General features: G+C 59.7%; 14 protein-coding genes. 8 read left to right on the top strand and 6 right to left on the bottom strand.

Annotated elements, in window-relative coordinates:
- The first annotated feature begins 13 nt into the window (after positions 1 to 13).
- Positions 14 to 901, top strand: a complete 888-nt coding sequence (locus QSV77_RS07595) for an EamA family transporter (RefSeq protein ID WP_142840128.1) — start codon at positions 14 to 16, stop codon at positions 899 to 901.
- A 126-nt stretch (positions 902 to 1,027) separates the two neighbouring features.
- A complete protein-coding gene (locus tag QSV77_RS07590; protein ID WP_302733011.1) occupies positions 1,028 to 2,545 on the top strand; it encodes an ATP-binding protein in 1,518 nt (505 codons plus the stop codon).
- Positions 2,546 to 2,783: 238 nt separating this feature from the next.
- Here QSV77_RS07590 and QSV77_RS07585 read toward each other — a convergent pair whose 3' ends face one another.
- On the bottom strand, positions 2,784 to 3,767 hold the full coding sequence (locus QSV77_RS07585) for a TerC family protein (RefSeq protein WP_302733010.1): 984 nt from the start codon (positions 3,765 to 3,767) through the stop codon (positions 2,784 to 2,786).
- 451 nt (positions 3,768 to 4,218) lie between these two features.
- Between QSV77_RS07585 and rpsD the strand changes: the two genes are divergently transcribed.
- The 5 genes from rpsD (at position 4,219) to QSV77_RS07560 (ending at position 8,536) form a co-directional block, all read left to right on the top strand.
- The gene (gene rpsD, locus QSV77_RS07580) at positions 4,219 to 4,836 is read left to right on the top strand and encodes a 30S ribosomal protein S4 (RefSeq protein ID WP_046798221.1); all 618 of its coding nucleotides are present in this window, start codon (positions 4,219 to 4,221) and stop codon (positions 4,834 to 4,836) included.
- 69 nt (positions 4,837 to 4,905) lie between these two features.
- A complete protein-coding gene (locus QSV77_RS07575) occupies positions 4,906 to 5,835 on the top strand; it encodes a glutaminase (RefSeq protein WP_302733009.1) in 930 nt (309 codons plus the stop codon).
- Between the two features lie 61 nt (positions 5,836 to 5,896).
- Positions 5,897 to 6,835: a tRNA 2-thiocytidine(32) synthetase TtcA gene (gene ttcA, locus QSV77_RS07570; RefSeq protein WP_302733008.1), complete on the top strand. Its 939-nt coding sequence runs from the start codon at positions 5,897 to 5,899 to the stop codon at positions 6,833 to 6,835.
- A 19-nt stretch (positions 6,836 to 6,854) separates the two neighbouring features.
- Complete coding sequence (locus QSV77_RS07565; RefSeq protein WP_269699806.1) at positions 6,855 to 7,682, top strand: inositol monophosphatase family protein; 828 nt, start codon at positions 6,855 to 6,857, stop codon at positions 7,680 to 7,682.
- A gap of 29 nt (positions 7,683 to 7,711) precedes the next feature.
- Positions 7,712 to 8,536 carry an inositol monophosphatase family protein gene (locus QSV77_RS07560; protein ID WP_302733007.1) on the top strand — a complete coding sequence of 275 codons (825 nt, stop codon included), beginning with the start codon at positions 7,712 to 7,714 and terminating at the stop codon, positions 8,534 to 8,536.
- Between the two features lie 227 nt (positions 8,537 to 8,763).
- On the opposite strand, the gene QSV77_RS07555 is transcribed toward QSV77_RS07560, so the two are convergent.
- The 3 genes from QSV77_RS07555 to QSV77_RS07545 form a co-directional block, all read right to left on the bottom strand.
- On the bottom strand, positions 8,764 to 9,972 hold the full coding sequence (locus tag QSV77_RS07555; protein WP_269699839.1) for a multidrug effflux MFS transporter: 1,209 nt from the start codon (positions 9,970 to 9,972) through the stop codon (positions 8,764 to 8,766).
- Positions 9,973 to 10,108: 136 nt separating this feature from the next.
- Positions 10,109 to 10,444, bottom strand: coding sequence for a Grx4 family monothiol glutaredoxin (gene grxD / locus QSV77_RS07550; RefSeq protein WP_142840122.1), 336 nt, complete (start codon positions 10,442 to 10,444; stop codon positions 10,109 to 10,111).
- A gap of 147 nt (positions 10,445 to 10,591) precedes the next feature.
- Positions 10,592 to 10,840 carry a hypothetical protein gene (locus QSV77_RS07545; protein WP_302733006.1) on the bottom strand — a complete coding sequence of 83 codons (249 nt, stop codon included), beginning with the start codon at positions 10,838 to 10,840 and terminating at the stop codon, positions 10,592 to 10,594.
- Positions 10,841 to 11,050: 210 nt separating this feature from the next.
- On the opposite strand from QSV77_RS07545, the gene QSV77_RS07540 reads away from it, so the two are divergent.
- A complete protein-coding gene (locus tag QSV77_RS07540; RefSeq protein WP_302733005.1) occupies positions 11,051 to 12,199 on the top strand; it encodes a hypothetical protein in 1,149 nt (382 codons plus the stop codon).
- Between the two features lie 134 nt (positions 12,200 to 12,333).
- Here the strand turns inward: QSV77_RS07540 and QSV77_RS07535 are convergent, their stop codons facing one another.
- Both QSV77_RS07535 and purL read right to left on the bottom strand, forming a co-directional pair.
- Positions 12,334 to 12,567 (bottom strand): BolA/IbaG family iron-sulfur metabolism protein, encoded by a 234-nt coding sequence (locus QSV77_RS07535; RefSeq protein WP_003507909.1) that lies wholly within the window; start codon positions 12,565 to 12,567, stop codon positions 12,334 to 12,336.
- A 16-nt stretch (positions 12,568 to 12,583) separates the two neighbouring features.
- Positions 12,584 to 14,818: a phosphoribosylformylglycinamidine synthase subunit PurL gene (gene purL, locus QSV77_RS07530; RefSeq protein ID WP_302733001.1), complete on the bottom strand. Its 2,235-nt coding sequence runs from the start codon at positions 14,816 to 14,818 to the stop codon at positions 12,584 to 12,586.
- Positions 14,819 to 14,839: the final 21 nt, after the last annotated feature.

Below are 14,839 nucleotides of genomic sequence, written 5' to 3'. Positions count from 1 at the left end.
CGGACATAACAAAATGGCATTGCCGCATATACTTCTCGCCCTGATCACCGTGTTTTTGTGGGGCTTCAACTTCGTCGCCATCAAGGTCGGCGTCACCGACATGCCGCCTTTGTTTCTGACGGGTGTGCGTTATTTCTTTGCAGCCGTGCCGTTGGTGTTTTTCCTGCCGAAACCCAATGTGCCGTGGCGGCATATGATCGTGTACGGCATGGCGATGGGTTTCGTGCAGTTCGGCCTGCTTTACCCGGCCATCAAGCTCGGCCTGCCGGCGGGGCTCGCTTCGCTCGTCATGCAGTCGCAGGCCTTCTTCACGCTGGCGCTTGCCGTGGTGTTTCTCGGCGAGCGGCCGTTGCCTTCACAGATCATCGGCGCGATCATTGCTTTTGGCGGGCTGGCGGTCATCGGCGTGGAACGCATGACGGTCGCAGCCCTGGTACCGCTTCTGATGGGCGTCGGGTCGGCAATTGCCTGGGCCTGCGGCAACATCGTCAACCGCCGCATCGGTCAGGTGAATGCGGTTTCCTTTGTCGCATGGACGAGCCTTGTGCCGGTTCTGCCGTTGATCCTGCTTTCGCTGGTCGTGGAAGGACCTGAGGCGATTGCGGAAGGCGTGCTCAATGCGACGCCGACGATGGCTCTCGTGGTGATCTACATGGCCTATGGTGCGACGATTGTCGGCGCGGGCATCTGGAGTTACCTGCTTCTGCGTTATCCGGCCGGAACGGTGGCGCCGTTTTCACTGCTGGTGCCGATTGTCGGTTTCATCAGCGCCTATCTCGCTTTCGCAGAGCATATCACCGTCTTTGAAGTGGTCGGCGCCGCATTGGTCATCATCGGGCTGATGCTGAATGTGTTCGGCAGACGGCTTGCATTTTTGCGGGTCTCGTCCGGGGCGGCTTAGAGGCGGTGCAATTGCCTGTGCATTATCGGCACGGGGCAGACGCAACCGGCGATTTTTTGGTAAAGAGCATGTTCGGCCGCCGCCAAGAGAATCGGCCGGATCAGATGCAGCACGAGGAATTGAACATTGCAGGTCGGCATCGACATGGGAACCCTATCGGGCGGGCAGCAGGCCAAGCTTGATATCGAGGAATTGCTTGCGACGCGTTTGCTGGTGCAGGGCAATTCCGGTTCCGGCAAGTCGCATCTGCTGCGCCGGCTGCTGGAGCAATCGGCGTCATGGGTGCAGCAGGTCATCATCGATCCCGAGGGCGATTTCGTCACGCTTTCCGACAGGTTCGGTCACGTGGTGGTGGATGGCGAGCGCACGGAAGCCGAGCTTGCCGGCATTGCCAACCGCATTCGCCAGCATCGCGTTTCCTGCGTGCTGACGCTGGAAGGCCTTGATGTCGAACAGCAGATGCGGGCCGCCGCCGCCTTCCTCAACGGCCTGTTCGATGCCGATCGCGAATTCTGGTATCCGGTGCTTGTGGTGGTGGATGAGGCGCAGATGTTTGCGCCCTCCGTCGCCGGCGAGGTGACGGAAGATGCCCGCAAGGCGTCGCTGGGCGCCATGACCAATCTGATGTGCCGTGGCCGTAAGCGCGGTCTTGCCGGCGTCATCGCCACGCAGCGTCTGGCGAAGCTTGCCAAGAACGTGGCAGCGGAAGCCTCGAACTTCCTGATGGGCCGCACCTTTCTCGATATCGACATGGCGCGCGCGGCTGACCTTCTTGGCATGGACCGGCGACAGGCGGAAATGTTCCGCGATCTGCAGCGCGGCAATTTCGTGGCGCTCGGCCCGGCGCTTTCGCGTCGCCCGCTGCCCATCGTCATCGGGGCGGTGGAAACGTCGGCGCGCTCATCCTCGCCAAAGCTGATGCCGCTGCCAGATGCGCCCCAGGATGTGGAAGACTTGATCTTCACGCCGGACCCGGAAGAATTCACGCGCGCCGCCGTGCGCCGCACGCCGCCCGCGCCGCGCCCGACCACGGATATTCTGGCAGAACTCTCCCGTTCCACGCCCGCCGCCGTCGGCCCTACACCGGAGCAATCGCCGCGTGCAGGTCAGCCGGAACTGACGCCGGAAGAGCGTGAGGAAAAGATCGGTGCGGTTCTTGTGGAAATTCTCGACGATCCGCAATCGGCCTATCGCACGGATGCCGTGCTTTATCAGGATTTTCTGGTGCGCGCCCGTATGCGTCGCATTCCCGGCACGCCGATGACATTGGCGGAATTCCGCCGACAGGTGGCGATTGCCCGCTCCGGCGTCGATGTAGCCATGGCGGCAAGCGAAAGCTGGCAGAAGGCGCTGGAATTGTCGATGTCGGTTTCCGATGACTTGCAGGGGGTCTTCCTGCTGCTCGTCAAGGCGGCGCTGGGTGAAGAGCCTTGCCCGTCGGATGCCCGCATTGCCCGCGCCTATGGCACCCATTCCGCCCGCCGCGCGCGGCGCCTGCTCGGCTATTTCGAAGAGAAGGAGCTTGTGGTGGTGCATGCCGATTTCTCCGGCAAGCGCATCGTGGCGTTTCCCGATCTCGACGCAAAAACCGCACCCGGCGATGCGGATGCGGCTGAGGATGATGCGCGGCTTGCGGCGGAGTGAGGTTGGCAGGGTTTCCTGCTTGGGATAACCTTTCCGTCATGCCGGACTAGATCCGGCATCCAGCCGCGGCGCGACTGCGCCGTGAGAAGAGTCTATTGCGATCAAGGACTTGATCGCGCTGGACCCCGGATCTAGTCCGGGGTGACGGCGTGTATATTATCTAGCTGTGGCAACCCATCCGTCAGCGGAAATCCTGAACGAGGCTGAGGAGGCCTCACCGCCTCCTCCTTGCTCATCATTACTCGACTGCCTTCGCTTCCTTTCGCGTCGCGATCAGCGAACCGATGATGCCGGTTGCGAGGATGGCGACCGTGACGCCGAGTGAGACGGCGGGCGGGATTTTGGCGATGCCGAGCATATCGGCGACGAAGATTTTCGAACCGACGAAGACCAGAACCGCAGCCAGCGCATATTTCAGATAAGCGAAGCGGTGGATCAGGGCGGCGAGCGCAAAATAGAGGGCGCGCAGGCCAAGAATCGCGAAGATGTTCGAGGTATAGACGATAAACGGATCGGTGGTGATCGCGAAGATCGCCGGGATCGAATCGACCGCGAAGATCAGGTCGGCGATTTCAACCATGATGAGCGCCAGGAAGAGCGGTGTCACGAAGGTCTTGAGCTTGCCGGTGGCTGCATCCGTTTCCTTGACGAAGAATTTCTCGCCATGCAGCTTCTCCGTCACCGGCAGGCGGCTGCGCAGGAATTTCAGGATGCGGTTATTGCCGATATCGGCCTCGTCATGGTCGGACGAAAACAGCATCTTGAGGCCCGTGAAGACGAGGAAGGCCGCGAAGAGATAAAGTACCCAGTGGAAGTTTTCGACGATGGCCGCACCGCCGGCGATCATGATGCCGCGCAGGATGATGACGCCGAGGATACCCCAGAGCAGCACGCGGTGCTGGTACTGACGGGGAATGGCGAAATAGGAAAAGATCATGGCGATGATGAAGATATTGTCCATCGCCAGGCTTTTTTCGACCACGAAACCGGTAACGTATTCCATCGCCGATTGCTGGCCGGACTGATACCAGATCCAGCCGCCGAAGGCCAAACCGATGGCGATGTAAAAGCCGGACATCAGCAGGCTTTCGCGAATGCCGATTTCCTTGGAATTCTTGTGCAGCACGCCGAGATCGAGCGCCAGGAGGCCAAGGACAAGAGAAATGAAGACCGCCCACATCCATGTGGGGGTACCGAGAAAATCGTTGAGGAGGAACTCCATCAGTCAACCTTTAGCCGGACGAGGTTGGCTTTGCGGATGGGGAACGTGTGTCAAGAATATACGTGGCCCCAACCTAAAGAAACTCGACATCACGTGTTGTCCGGTAACACGTCAGAGGGGCCCGAGTTCTGATCACGATGGGTAAATGGGTGGCCGCTCGATGTTTTCAAGGGCAGGCTCAAGAAAAAAATCGGCAGGCGCTGTTTGACAAATTTGTAAAACGACTATAGAAGCCGCCCCAACGCCGGGCAGTGATGTCCGGTGTGTTTTGTTGACTGCCTTGCAGTTTAAAGGCTGACGTTCGGCGGTCAATATCACCGACATGTCCCGTGGTTTCTCCATTTGCATGTGAGAAGCCTGTCAGAGGCCCTGAAACGGGCTTCAGAGGAGGGCGTGTTTCCTTAAACCGGTTTGGCAACAGACCGGCATAACCTTTTGAGAAGGAAATACGATGAGCAAGCGCGAATCGGCTAAGTACAAAATTGACCGCCGCATGGGCGAAAACATCTGGGGTCGTCCGAAGTCCCCGGTTAACCGCCGCGAATACGGCCCGGGCCAGCACGGCCAGCGCCGCAAGGGCAAGATGAGCGACTTCGGCACGCAGCTGCGCGCCAAGCAGAAGCTCAAGGGCTACTACGGCGAACTGCGCGAAAAGCAGTTCCGCGCCACTTTCGACGAAGCAAACCGTCGCAAGGGTGACACTTCCGAGAACCTGATCGGCCTGCTCGAGTCGCGTCTGGACGCCATCGTCTACCGCGCCAAGTTCGTTCCGACCGTTTTCGCATCGCGCCAGTTCATCAACCATGGCCACGTCACGGTTAACGGCGTTCGCGTCAACATCGGTTCTTACCGTTGCAAGGCTGGCGACGTTATCGAAGTTCGTCAGAAGTCCAAGCAGCTGGTTACGGTTCTTGAAGCCGTTCAGCTCGCTGAGCGCGACGTTCCTGACTACATCGAAGTCGACCACAACAAGATGGTTGCGACCTACGCCCGCGTTCCGTCGCTTTCCGACGTTCCGTACCCGGTCGTCATGGAACCGCATCTGGTCGTCGAATTCTACTCGCGTTAATCGACGCGTTTCAGTATTGAGAAAGCCGCCCCTCGGGGCGGCTTTTTTGTTTGCTGGGGAAGGCTTTGCATGCAGGATATTCAGGCGATCGTCGATTCCATCTATGACAGCATGCTGCCAAGACTGGGCGAGGGGAAGGTTGCGGATTACATTCCCGAACTTGCCAAGGTCGATCCCAACCAGTTCGGCATCGCCATCACCACCGTCGATGGAACCACCTATACGGCCGGCAATGCGCTTGTACCGTTTTCGATCCAGAGTATCTCCAAGGTCTTCATGCTGACGCTGGCGCTCGGCAAGGCCGGCGAGACGGTGTGGAACCGGGTGGGACGCGAACCTTCAGGCTCTTCCTTCAACTCCATCGTCCAGCTGGAACATGAGCACGGCATCCCGCGCAATCCCTTCGTGAATGCCGGCGCAATCGTGGTGACCGATATCGTTCTTTCCGGCCACCAGCCGCGTGAGGCGATCGGCGAGCTTCTGCGCTTCGTGCGTTATCTCGCGGACGATGACACGATCAGCATTGACGACACGGTGGCGAAATCCGAGCAGGCGACGGGTTTCCGCAATTTTGCGCTTGCCAATTTCATGCGTTCCTTCGGCAATCTGCATCATCCCGTGGAACATACGCTCGGCGTTTATTTCCATCAGTGCGCGCTTTCCATGACCTGCGCGCAGCTATCCCGTGCTGGCCTCTTCCTCGCCAATCGCGGCCGCAATCCGCTGACCGGCCATACGGTCGTCTCGGACCGCCGGGCGCGGCGTATCAATGCGCTGATGCTGACCTGCGGCCATTATGACGGATCGGGCGATTTCGCCTATCATGTCGGCCTGCCGGGCAAGAGCGGTGTCGGCGGCGGCATCATGGCGGTGGCGCCGGGCAATGCGTCGATCGCGGTCTGGTCGCCGGGTCTCAACAAGGTGGGTAATTCGGCGCTCGGGTCACTGGCGCTGGAATTGCTGGCGACGAAAACCGGCTGGTCGGTATTCGGGGCTTGATATTGCCAGCGGATGGGGGCATTGCCTGCATGAAGAACGGCAGTCGTGCCGGAGCGAGCGGATGATGAACATTCTCACCAAGATCGATGACTTTGTAGATCAGGCCGGGGCCGCACCAATCGGGGCGGATCAGGACGCGTCCGAGGAAAACGGCAGCTCGCATCCGCTGTTCGACAATGCACCGCGATCGGTCTCGTTCAACAAGCTGCGCAAGCGGCTGCTGCGCAATGTGCGCCAGGCGTTTGAAGATTTCGGCATGCTGAACGGCCAGAAGCGCTGGCTGGTCGGCCTTTCCGGCGGCAAGGACAGCTACGGTCTTCTGGCGCTGCTGCTTGATCTCAAATGGCGCGGGCTTTTGCCGGTGGAGCTGGTGGCCTGCAATCTCGATCAGGGCCAGCCGAATTTTCCCAAGCACGTGCTGCCGGAATATCTGGCGAAGATCGGTGTCGCGCATCGCATCGAATATCGCGATACCTATTCGGTGGTGAAAGAAAAGGTGCCTTCCGGCGGCACTTACTGTTCGCTCTGTTCGCGGCTCCGGCGCGGCAATCTCTACCGCATCGCGCGGGAGGAGGGCTGCGACGCACTGCTGCTCGGCCATCACCGCGAGGATATTCTCGAGACCTTTTTCATGAACTTCTTTCATGGCGGCCGTCTCGCCGGCATGCCGGCCAAGCTTTTGAATGACGAGGGCGACCTGATGGTCCTGCGCCCGCTTGCCTATTGCGCCGAAGACGATATGGCGAAATTTGCGGCGGCGATGGAATTCCCGATCATTCCCTGCGACCTCTGCGGCTCGCAGGACGGGCTTCAGCGCAATGCCATGAAAGAGATGCTGGCGGATATCGAACGGCGCATGCCGGGCCGCAAGGATGTGATGCTGCGGGCGCTTTCCCACGTCAATCCGTCGCATCTGCTTGATCCCAGGCTTTTTGATTTTTCGGCGCTTTCTGTCACCGGGGCGTCACCTGAAGAGCGTAGTGAGGCCAGCCCTCCCTGATGAAAAAGTGCCCCGCGCCATGAGCCTTTCCGATAAAGATATCGAATTCCTCGTTTCCACCGTCGCCGCTGCCGGCGCCCAGGAAATTCTGCCCCGCTTCCGAAATTTGAATGCAGGTGCGATCTCCGAGAAAACCTCCGCCGTCGATCTCGTTACCGAGGCTGATATTCTGGCGGAAAAGGCAATTACTGCTGCTTTATTACAGCGGTTTCCGAAAGCCCACATCGTCGGCGAAGAGACCTATGAGGCGGACCCATCAGTCATTCCCGCCCTTGCCGATGCGCCGCTCGCCTTCGTGATCGATCCGATCGATGGCACGTTCAATTACGCTTCCGGCTTTCCCGCTTTCGGCACGCTGCTTGCAGTCACCGTCAAGGGTGAGACGGTGGCGGGCATCATCCATGATCCTGTCATGGGCGACACCATTGTTGCGCTGAAAGGCGAGGGCGCTTATCTCCATCGCAGGAACGGCTCGCAGGCCAAGCTCAAGGTCGCGGATCCCGCGCCGCTATCCGAGATGGTAGGCATTTTTTCCTGGGGCCACAGCCACGAGGATCGCCGTCCTGTCATCGCCGCCAACATGGCGAAGATCAAGATGGCGTTTTCGCTGAATTGTTCTGCACATGAATATTGGCTTGCCTCGGCCGGCAAACTGCATTTCATCGGCCATGAAAAGCTGATGCCGTGGGATCATCTTGCCGGCGTGCTCGTTCATCAGGAAGCGGGTGGTTACACAGCCCGTTTCGACAATACGCCCTATCGGCCGGGCCAGACGGCGGGCGGCATCCTGTCGGCGCCCGACAGGGAAAGCTGGAAGATGCTGCGACGGGAAATCGTCGCCTTATAGCAGGTACATCACAAGGAAGGATATCGCCCATGGCTCTCGAACTCGACATCGCCTCTCTTGCCAACGCGCTTCAGGAGGCGGCGGCAGTGGAAATCCTGCCGCGGTTTCGCAATCTGGGCGATGGCGACGTCAGGATAAAGTCCGAGGCGATCGATCTTGTCACCGAGGCTGACGAGGCTGCCGAGCGGCTGATCCGTGCCCGCGTGCAGGACATCATGCCTGATGCGCTGTTCATCGGCGAAGAGGCCGTCGCGGCGGATGCTTCGCTGCTCGGCAAGCTTGCCGATGCCGATCTGGCCGTGGTGGTGGACCCCATTGACGGCACCTATAATTTTGCCTCCGGCCTGCCGCTGTTCGGCGTGATGATGAGCGTCATTTCCAAGGGCGAGACCGTGGCCGGCCTGATCTTCGATCCCATGGGCAATGACTGGGCAATCGCCGAAAAGGGTTCCGGCGCTTGGCTTTGTGGCGCAGATGGCACCCAGACGCAGATGTCGGTCGTGACGGCGCCGCACCTGTCGCAGATGGTCGGCATCGCCAATACCGGTTATTTCGATGTGGAAACACGCCGCAAGATTTTGATGAACCTTGCGGATGTGCGGCTGTTCACCAGCTATCGCTGCGCTGCGCACGAATACCGCCTGTTCTGCGGCGGCCACATGCATTTCCTGATGTATAACAAGCTGATGCCATGGGACCATCTGGCCGGTACGTTGATCTCGCAGGAATCGGGCGCCTATGCTGCCCGTCTCGATGGTTCGCCCTATCTGCCGCGTCATGTGGATGGCGGGCTGCTGCTGGCTCCGGATCAGGAGACCTGGGAATTGCTGCGCGAGAAGATTTTTACGGTGTGAAGCTTCAGATTCGTGGGGATGACGCAACACCTTCCACCGTCGTGCCGGACTTGATCGGCCCAGCCGCGGCGCGTCTGCGCGGCGGAAAGACTTTTCTCAGCCCAAGGACTTGGGCTGGCTGGACCCCGGACCAGGCCCGGGGTGACGGCGGGTGGATGAGGTCGCTTGTATCCAAACAAAAAGGGCGCGGAACAGAATTCCGCGCCCTTTCTTTTTTCCAATGGCTCTCACCGTGTCGGCTTGTTGTGAGCCTGAAACAGCATGCCCTTTTCGCCGATCAGCACGAAGATCAGACCGATGATGGAGACGACGAAGAAGCCCGCCACCATCGGCAGCGCAGTGCCGTCGAAAGCCTGGCCGATGCCGGCGCCGATCAGCGAACCGCCGACGGTTCCCATGAAGCCGATGACGGAGGAGGCGGTGCCGGCAACATGGCCGAGTGGTTCCATGGCGAGCGAGTTGAAGTTCGAGCCGATCCAGCCGAACTGGAACATGGCCAGCGCAAAGAACACGATGAAGATGGCAAAGGGCATTGGCTCCGGTCCCAGAACCTGCACCACGAGCCAGATAAAGGTGATGGCTATGAAGCCGAGCAGCGATCCGTGCGACAGCTTGCGCATGCCGAACCTGCCGACCAGCCTTGCATTGATGAAGGACGAGAAGGCCATGAACAGCGCAACGCCGGCAAAGGCCGCCGCAAACCAGGCGCCGAGGCCATAAATGCCCTTATAGACCTGTTCAGCCGAGTTGATGAAGCCGAACAGCGCGCCGAAGATGAAGGTGCTCGAAAGCGTATAACAGAGCGCGATACGGTTGGTGAGCACGATCTTGAAGCCGCCGAGCACCGAACGGGCGGTGAAAGGGCGGACATCGTCGGGATGCAGGGTTTCCGGCAGGCGGAAATACATCCAGGCCGTCACGACGGCGGCGATGCCGGCCATGAAGGCAAAGATCAGATGCCAGTTGCCGAAGAAAAGCACGATCTGGCCGGTGCCGGGCGCGATGACCGGAACGACCATGAAGACCATCATGATCAGCGACATGACTTCCGCCATCTGACGGCCGCCATAAATGTCACGGACGATCGAGATGGTGATGACACGCGTCGCCGCCGAACCGATGCCCTGGATGAAGCGCAGGACCAGCAGGCCGGAGAATGACGGCACGAAGACCACGGCAATGGCGGAGATGATATAGATGGCCAGACCGACGAGCATCGGCTTGCGGCGGCCGAAACGGTCCGAGATCGGTCCATACAGAAGCTGGGCGACGCCGAAGCCGAGAAGATAGGTGGAAATCACGTATTGGCGGTGGTTTTCATTGACGACGCCCAGTGATGCGCCGATTTCCTGAAGACCGGGCAGCATGATGTCGATGGCAAGCGCGTTCAGCGCCATCAGCATGGCGGCAAGCGCGATAAATTCCGTGCGCCCCATCGAGCCTGCGCGCGAAGTGGTGGATTGTGAAAGTTCTGTCACAGGATTGCCCCAAAAAGAACGGCAAAGGCGTTGCTTGAAGCAACGCCTGGCATACATTTCTGACAATCAGGGTGGGCCGGTTAACCGGCCGAAATCAGGCCGCGCCGCGGACGCTGATACCCTGTTCTTGGAAGTGGTTTTGAAGTTCGCCGGACTGGAACATCTCTTTTACAATGTCACAGCCGCCGACGAATTCGCCCTTGATATAGAGCTGCGGGATGGTCGGCCAGTTGGAATAGTCCTTGATACCCTGACGGATGTCAGCATCGGCAAGTACGTTGATGCCTTTGTAGTCGACGCCGAGATAATCGAGAATCTGTACCACCTGGCCGGAAAAACCGCACTGCGGAAATTGCGGGGTGCCCTTCATGAAAAGAACGATGTCGTTGCTCTTCACTTCGCTGTCGATCATGTCGTTAATGCCGCTCATAGGCTTATTCCTTTCACATGCGGTTCAAGGCCGCTGCTTTCTGTTTGTCCCTAGATAACATGTCGCGGCGCGATTTCCACCCGGAAAGCGTAAAAAATGCGCGGGTGTTGCAATGCACGACATGCCAAAAACGTGGCTTGAGAAGCCTTAGCGATATCTCTGCCGGCTGCGGGCGGCTGCGGTGCGTCTTTTGCTCACCTGCTTCTTGGCCGACGTCGGTTTGACGGCGGCGTTGATCGCGGCTTCGAGAACGGATCCGACGATGCCACCAGCCAGCGAGCCGGTGCCTTTCGTCCGGCGCGTGCGGCGGGTTTTGCGGATACCGGTCTTGGTGAGGATTTCAGAGAGAGCGCCCTTGACGACGCCGTTGAGCACTTGATCGACGATCCCAGACAAATTTCCCTCACCGATAAATAAATCATATTTCCGTCGCGATTTTTACTATACGTGCATCGCCCACTGTATCAAGCGATCCTTTCGGGTGTCTGTAGAGCATTTCCGCTTTTCTCTGAAACGCGAAAACGCTCTATCTATTTGTTTTTACGCATTGTCCTGACGTAAAAGCGTACCGCTTTTACTGGAAATGCTCCGCCCGAAGGTTTGTGCATGCCGACCGTCAAGTCACGACTTGTTCTTTATTTCCCCGGTTTCGATCCGCTTGATGCGGCGGCCCACCATCTGCGTTACCAGCGGGCGGCGGCACTGGCCGGCAAGACCTGGGATGTCGATTATGCGGTGGGGCCGCTGGAGAATGCGCCGGGAGGTGAAACATTCACGGTGGAGGCCTCGGCCGGCGACTGGCGAACCCGTTCGGAGATTTTTGTCTATGATCATAATGGGGTCATCTCCGAGCTGCGGGATGAACCGGTCTGGCGGCAGATCTGGCTCGGATTCAAGGCCGGGGCGGGTATCGTCAGTGAAGGGGGTGCGACGCGCTACTTTCGCCATGCCTGGCGTTTCGGCCTGTTCTTCATCTTTCCGTTCCTGCTGATGCTTGTCGGTGGCGGGCTTGCTGCCGCTATTGCCCTTTTGCCGTGGCTTTTCGCTTTGCCGCTCTGGCTGTTTGCCCTCAGCCTTCCCGCTGCCGCGCTGTTTTTTGTGAAGGCGTTTCTGCCGTTTGCCGAGCGGTTTCACACCCTGCATCTTTACGCGGACTGGCGGTTCGCGCTTGCGGTCGGCCGCGATGAGCTGATCGCCCGCGACTGGATCGAGGAGAGGGCGGCGCTTGTCCTGACGGCGCTCGAACAGCCCTCGGACGAGGTGCTGGTCGTTTCGCACAGCATGGGCGCCAGTCTTGCGCTCGCCACCATCGGCCGCGTGCTGGAGCTGAAGCCGGACGCGCTGGAAGGCCGGAAACTGTCTTTCGCCACCTTGGGTGGGGCGGCGCTGCAATGCGCGTTCCTGTCGAGTGCGGACAGGCTGCGTGAGAGCGTCGGCACGATCGCACGTCACCAGCAAGTGACGTGGTTCGACATCCAGTGTCTGACCGATCCAATCCATCTTTACCGGTGCAATACCGTGGCCCTGACCGGTCACGCAGATGCGCCGCAGCCCAAGATCGTGCCGATCCGTTTCAAGCATTCGCTTTCGCCGGAGCGTTATAAAAAGAACAAGCGCAACTTCCTGCGCATGCACCGGCAATATGTTCTCGGTCCGGATCGGAGGTCCGGTTACGATTTTACGCTGCTGACGGCAGGGCCTGTGCCGGCCTCGTCTTTTGCCGATCTGGATTCCCAGACGCCGCCTGCCTTGTAAGCAGCGTTTTGCCATTCCATCGATGTGAAAAGGCCCGCGTGAGAGTGTCACGCGGGCCTTTTATTTAGTCCGGAGCCTTTATGCGTCGGCGGAACAGTGAAACTGTCTCGCCGGCATCGCTTTCACGGTCGCAATCATTCGGGAGCCGAGGTCTGCAGGGCAAGGGCATGCAGAACGCCGCCCATATTGCCCTTCAGCGCGTCATAGACCATCTGGTGCTGCTGCACGCGGGTCTTGCCCTTGAATGCTTCCGCAACGACTTCGGCCGCGTAATGGTCGCCATCACCGGCCAGATCGCGGATCGTGACCTTTGCCCCGGGAATTCCCGCCTTAATCATGTCTTCAATGTCGCCGGGTTTCATGGGCATGGTGTTTCTCCTTAATTCATTCTGCGGCGAGCAAAGTTTCGCCGTCCATGAATTGAGGGAACCACGATTCATAGGCCAAGTGCAATTCTTTAATCTCGACAGCGCGCGCCGTGCCCAGCTTTACGGTGGAACCGCCGGTAACGCCGATGGCCACGCAGGAAACGCCCGCCGTCTTGGCTGCCGCCTGCACCTTGTCGAGATCGCTTTTCTTGACGGTGAGGACATACCGGCCCTGATCTTCGCCATAGAAGGTGAGGACCGGATTGTGGCCTTCGACCGCATCGATCGTTGCGCCGATACCCGAGGAAATCGCCATTTCGCCGATCGCAAGCGCCAGACCGCCCGAGGAGCAATCGTGAACGGCGGTGGCCAGGCCGTCGGTGATGACGCCACGAACGAAATCGCCGTTTTGCTTCTCGGCAGCCAGATCGACATGCGGCGCCGGGCCATCGATACGGTTGTGGATGTCACGCATGTAAACCGACTGGGCGATATGCGTGCCGAGACCGGCAGGTGCGCCGACCAGAAGCACCACTTCGCCCTCGGCAGCGAAACGGATGCGTGCCATGCGGCCCCAATCCTTCAGCAGACCAACGCCGCCGATGGTGGGGGTGGGCAGGATCGCCTGGCCATTGGTCTCGTTATAGAGCGAGACGTTGCCGGAAACGATCGGGAACTCCAAGACGCGGCAGGCTTCGCCGATGCCCTTGATGGCATGGACCAGCTGGCTCATGATCTCGGGCTTTTCCGGATTGCCGAAATTGAGGTTGTCGGTGGCCGCCAGCGGCAGAGCGCCTGTCGCGGTGATATTGCGCCAGCATTCGGCAACCGCCTGCTTGCCACCCTCGAAGGGATCGGCCTCGACATAACGCGGGGTTACGTCGGAGGAGAACGCGAGCGCCTTCTTGTCGTGGCCTTCAACACGCACCACGCCGGCATCGCCACCCGGCAGCTGCAGGGAATTGCCCTGGATCAGCGTGTCATATTGCTCATAGACCCAGCGGCGCGAGGAGTTGTTGGCCGAACCGAGCAGCGATACCAGTGCATCGGCAATATCGGCTGCGGGAACGTCAGCTTCGGCCAGCGGCGCCGGCACCTTGGCGGGCGTCCATGGGCGGTCATATTCGGGAGCCTCGTCGCCGAGTTCCTTGATCGGCAGGTTGGCGACTTCCTCGCCATTGTGAATGACGCGGAAACGCAGATCATCGGTGGTCTTGCCAACGATGGCGAAGTCCAGACCCCACTTGACGAAGATCGCCTTGGCGACTTCTTCCTTGGAGGGCTCTAGAACCATGAGCATGCGCTCCTGGCTTTCCGACAGCATCATTTCGTAAGCTGTCATGCGCTCTTCGCGCACCGGCACGGCGTTCAAGTCAAGCTCGATGCCGAGATCGCCCTTGGCGCCCATTTCGACAGCCGAGCAGGTGAGGCCGGCCGCACCCATGTCCTGAATGGCGATGACCGCGCCGGTCTTCATCAGTTCAAGGCAGGCTTCCAGCAGGCATTTTTCGGTGAAGGGGTCGCCGACCTGAACGGTGGGGCGCTTTTCTTCAATGGATTCGTCAAACTCGGCCGAGGCCATGGTCGCACCACCGACGCCGTCGCGGCCCGTCTTCGCACCGAGATAAACGACCGGCAGGCCGACGCCCTTGGCTTCCGAGAGGAAGATTGCATTGGATTTGGCAAGGCCGGCTGCGAAGGCGTTGACGAGGATGTTGCCGTTATACCGCGGGTCGAATTCCACCTCGCCGCCAACCGTCGGCACGCCGAAGGAGTTGCCGTAACCGCCGACACCGGCGACGACGCCGGCAACTAGGTGGCGGGTCTTCGGGTGGTCAGGCGCGCCGAAACGCAGCGCGTTCATGGCCGCGATCGGGCGGGCGCCCATGGTGAAGACGTCACGCAGGATGCCGCCGACGCCGGTTGCCGCACCCTGATAGGGCTCGATATAGGACGGGTGGTTGTGGCTCTCCATCTTGAAGACGACGCAGTCGCCATCGTCGATATCCACCACGCCGGCATTTTCACCGGGGCCCTGAATGACGCGCGGTCCTGTTGTCGGCAGGGTCTTCAGCCACTTCTTGGAAGACTTGTAGGAGCAGTGCTCGTTCCACATGGCCGAGAAAATACCAAGCTCGGTAAAGCTCGGCTCCCGTCCGATCAGGTCGAGGATACGCTGGTATTCGTCGGGCTTCAGCCCGTGGGATGCAACGAGTTCCGGGGTGATCTTGATGGAGTTTGAGATAGACATAGGTCTCACGCGGTTCGAGCC

This window comes from Agrobacterium sp. V1, assembly GCF_030518355.1.
GTDB lineage: Bacteria > Pseudomonadota > Alphaproteobacteria > Rhizobiales > Rhizobiaceae > Agrobacterium > Agrobacterium cucumeris.
This window is presented reverse-complemented; position numbering and strand designations above follow the sequence as displayed.

What these genes read in the sequence shown, in the direction of transcription:
- QSV77_RS07595 (WP_142840128.1), top strand. Translation starts at nt 14, where the DNA reads ATGGCATTGCCGCATATACTTCTCGCCCTGATCACCGTGTTTTTGTGG.
- QSV77_RS07585 (WP_302733010.1), bottom strand. Translation starts at nt 3,767, where the DNA reads ATGGAGTTCCTCCTCAACGATTTTCTCGGTACCCCCACATGGATGTGG.
- rpsD (WP_046798221.1), top strand. Translation starts at nt 4,219, where the DNA reads ATGAGCAAGCGCGAATCGGCTAAGTACAAAATTGACCGCCGCATGGGC.
- QSV77_RS07575 (WP_302733009.1), top strand. Translation starts at nt 4,906, where the DNA reads ATGCAGGATATTCAGGCGATCGTCGATTCCATCTATGACAGCATGCTG.
- ttcA (WP_302733008.1), top strand. Translation starts at nt 5,897, where the DNA reads ATGATGAACATTCTCACCAAGATCGATGACTTTGTAGATCAGGCCGGG.
- QSV77_RS07565 (WP_269699806.1), top strand. Translation starts at nt 6,855, where the DNA reads ATGAGCCTTTCCGATAAAGATATCGAATTCCTCGTTTCCACCGTCGCC.
- QSV77_RS07560 (WP_302733007.1), top strand. Translation starts at nt 7,712, where the DNA reads ATGGCTCTCGAACTCGACATCGCCTCTCTTGCCAACGCGCTTCAGGAG.
- QSV77_RS07555 (WP_269699839.1), bottom strand. Translation starts at nt 9,972, where the DNA reads ATGGGGCGCACGGAATTTATCGCGCTTGCCGCCATGCTGATGGCGCTG.
- grxD (WP_142840122.1), bottom strand. Translation starts at nt 10,444, where the DNA reads ATGAGCGGCATTAACGACATGATCGACAGCGAAGTGAAGAGCAACGAC.
- QSV77_RS07540 (WP_302733005.1), top strand. Translation starts at nt 11,051, where the DNA reads ATGCCGACCGTCAAGTCACGACTTGTTCTTTATTTCCCCGGTTTCGAT.
- QSV77_RS07535 (WP_003507909.1), bottom strand. Translation starts at nt 12,567, where the DNA reads ATGCCCATGAAACCCGGCGACATTGAAGACATGATTAAGGCGGGAATT.
- purL (WP_302733001.1), bottom strand. Translation starts at nt 14,818, where the DNA reads ATGTCTATCTCAAACTCCATCAAGATCACCCCGGAACTCGTTGCATCC.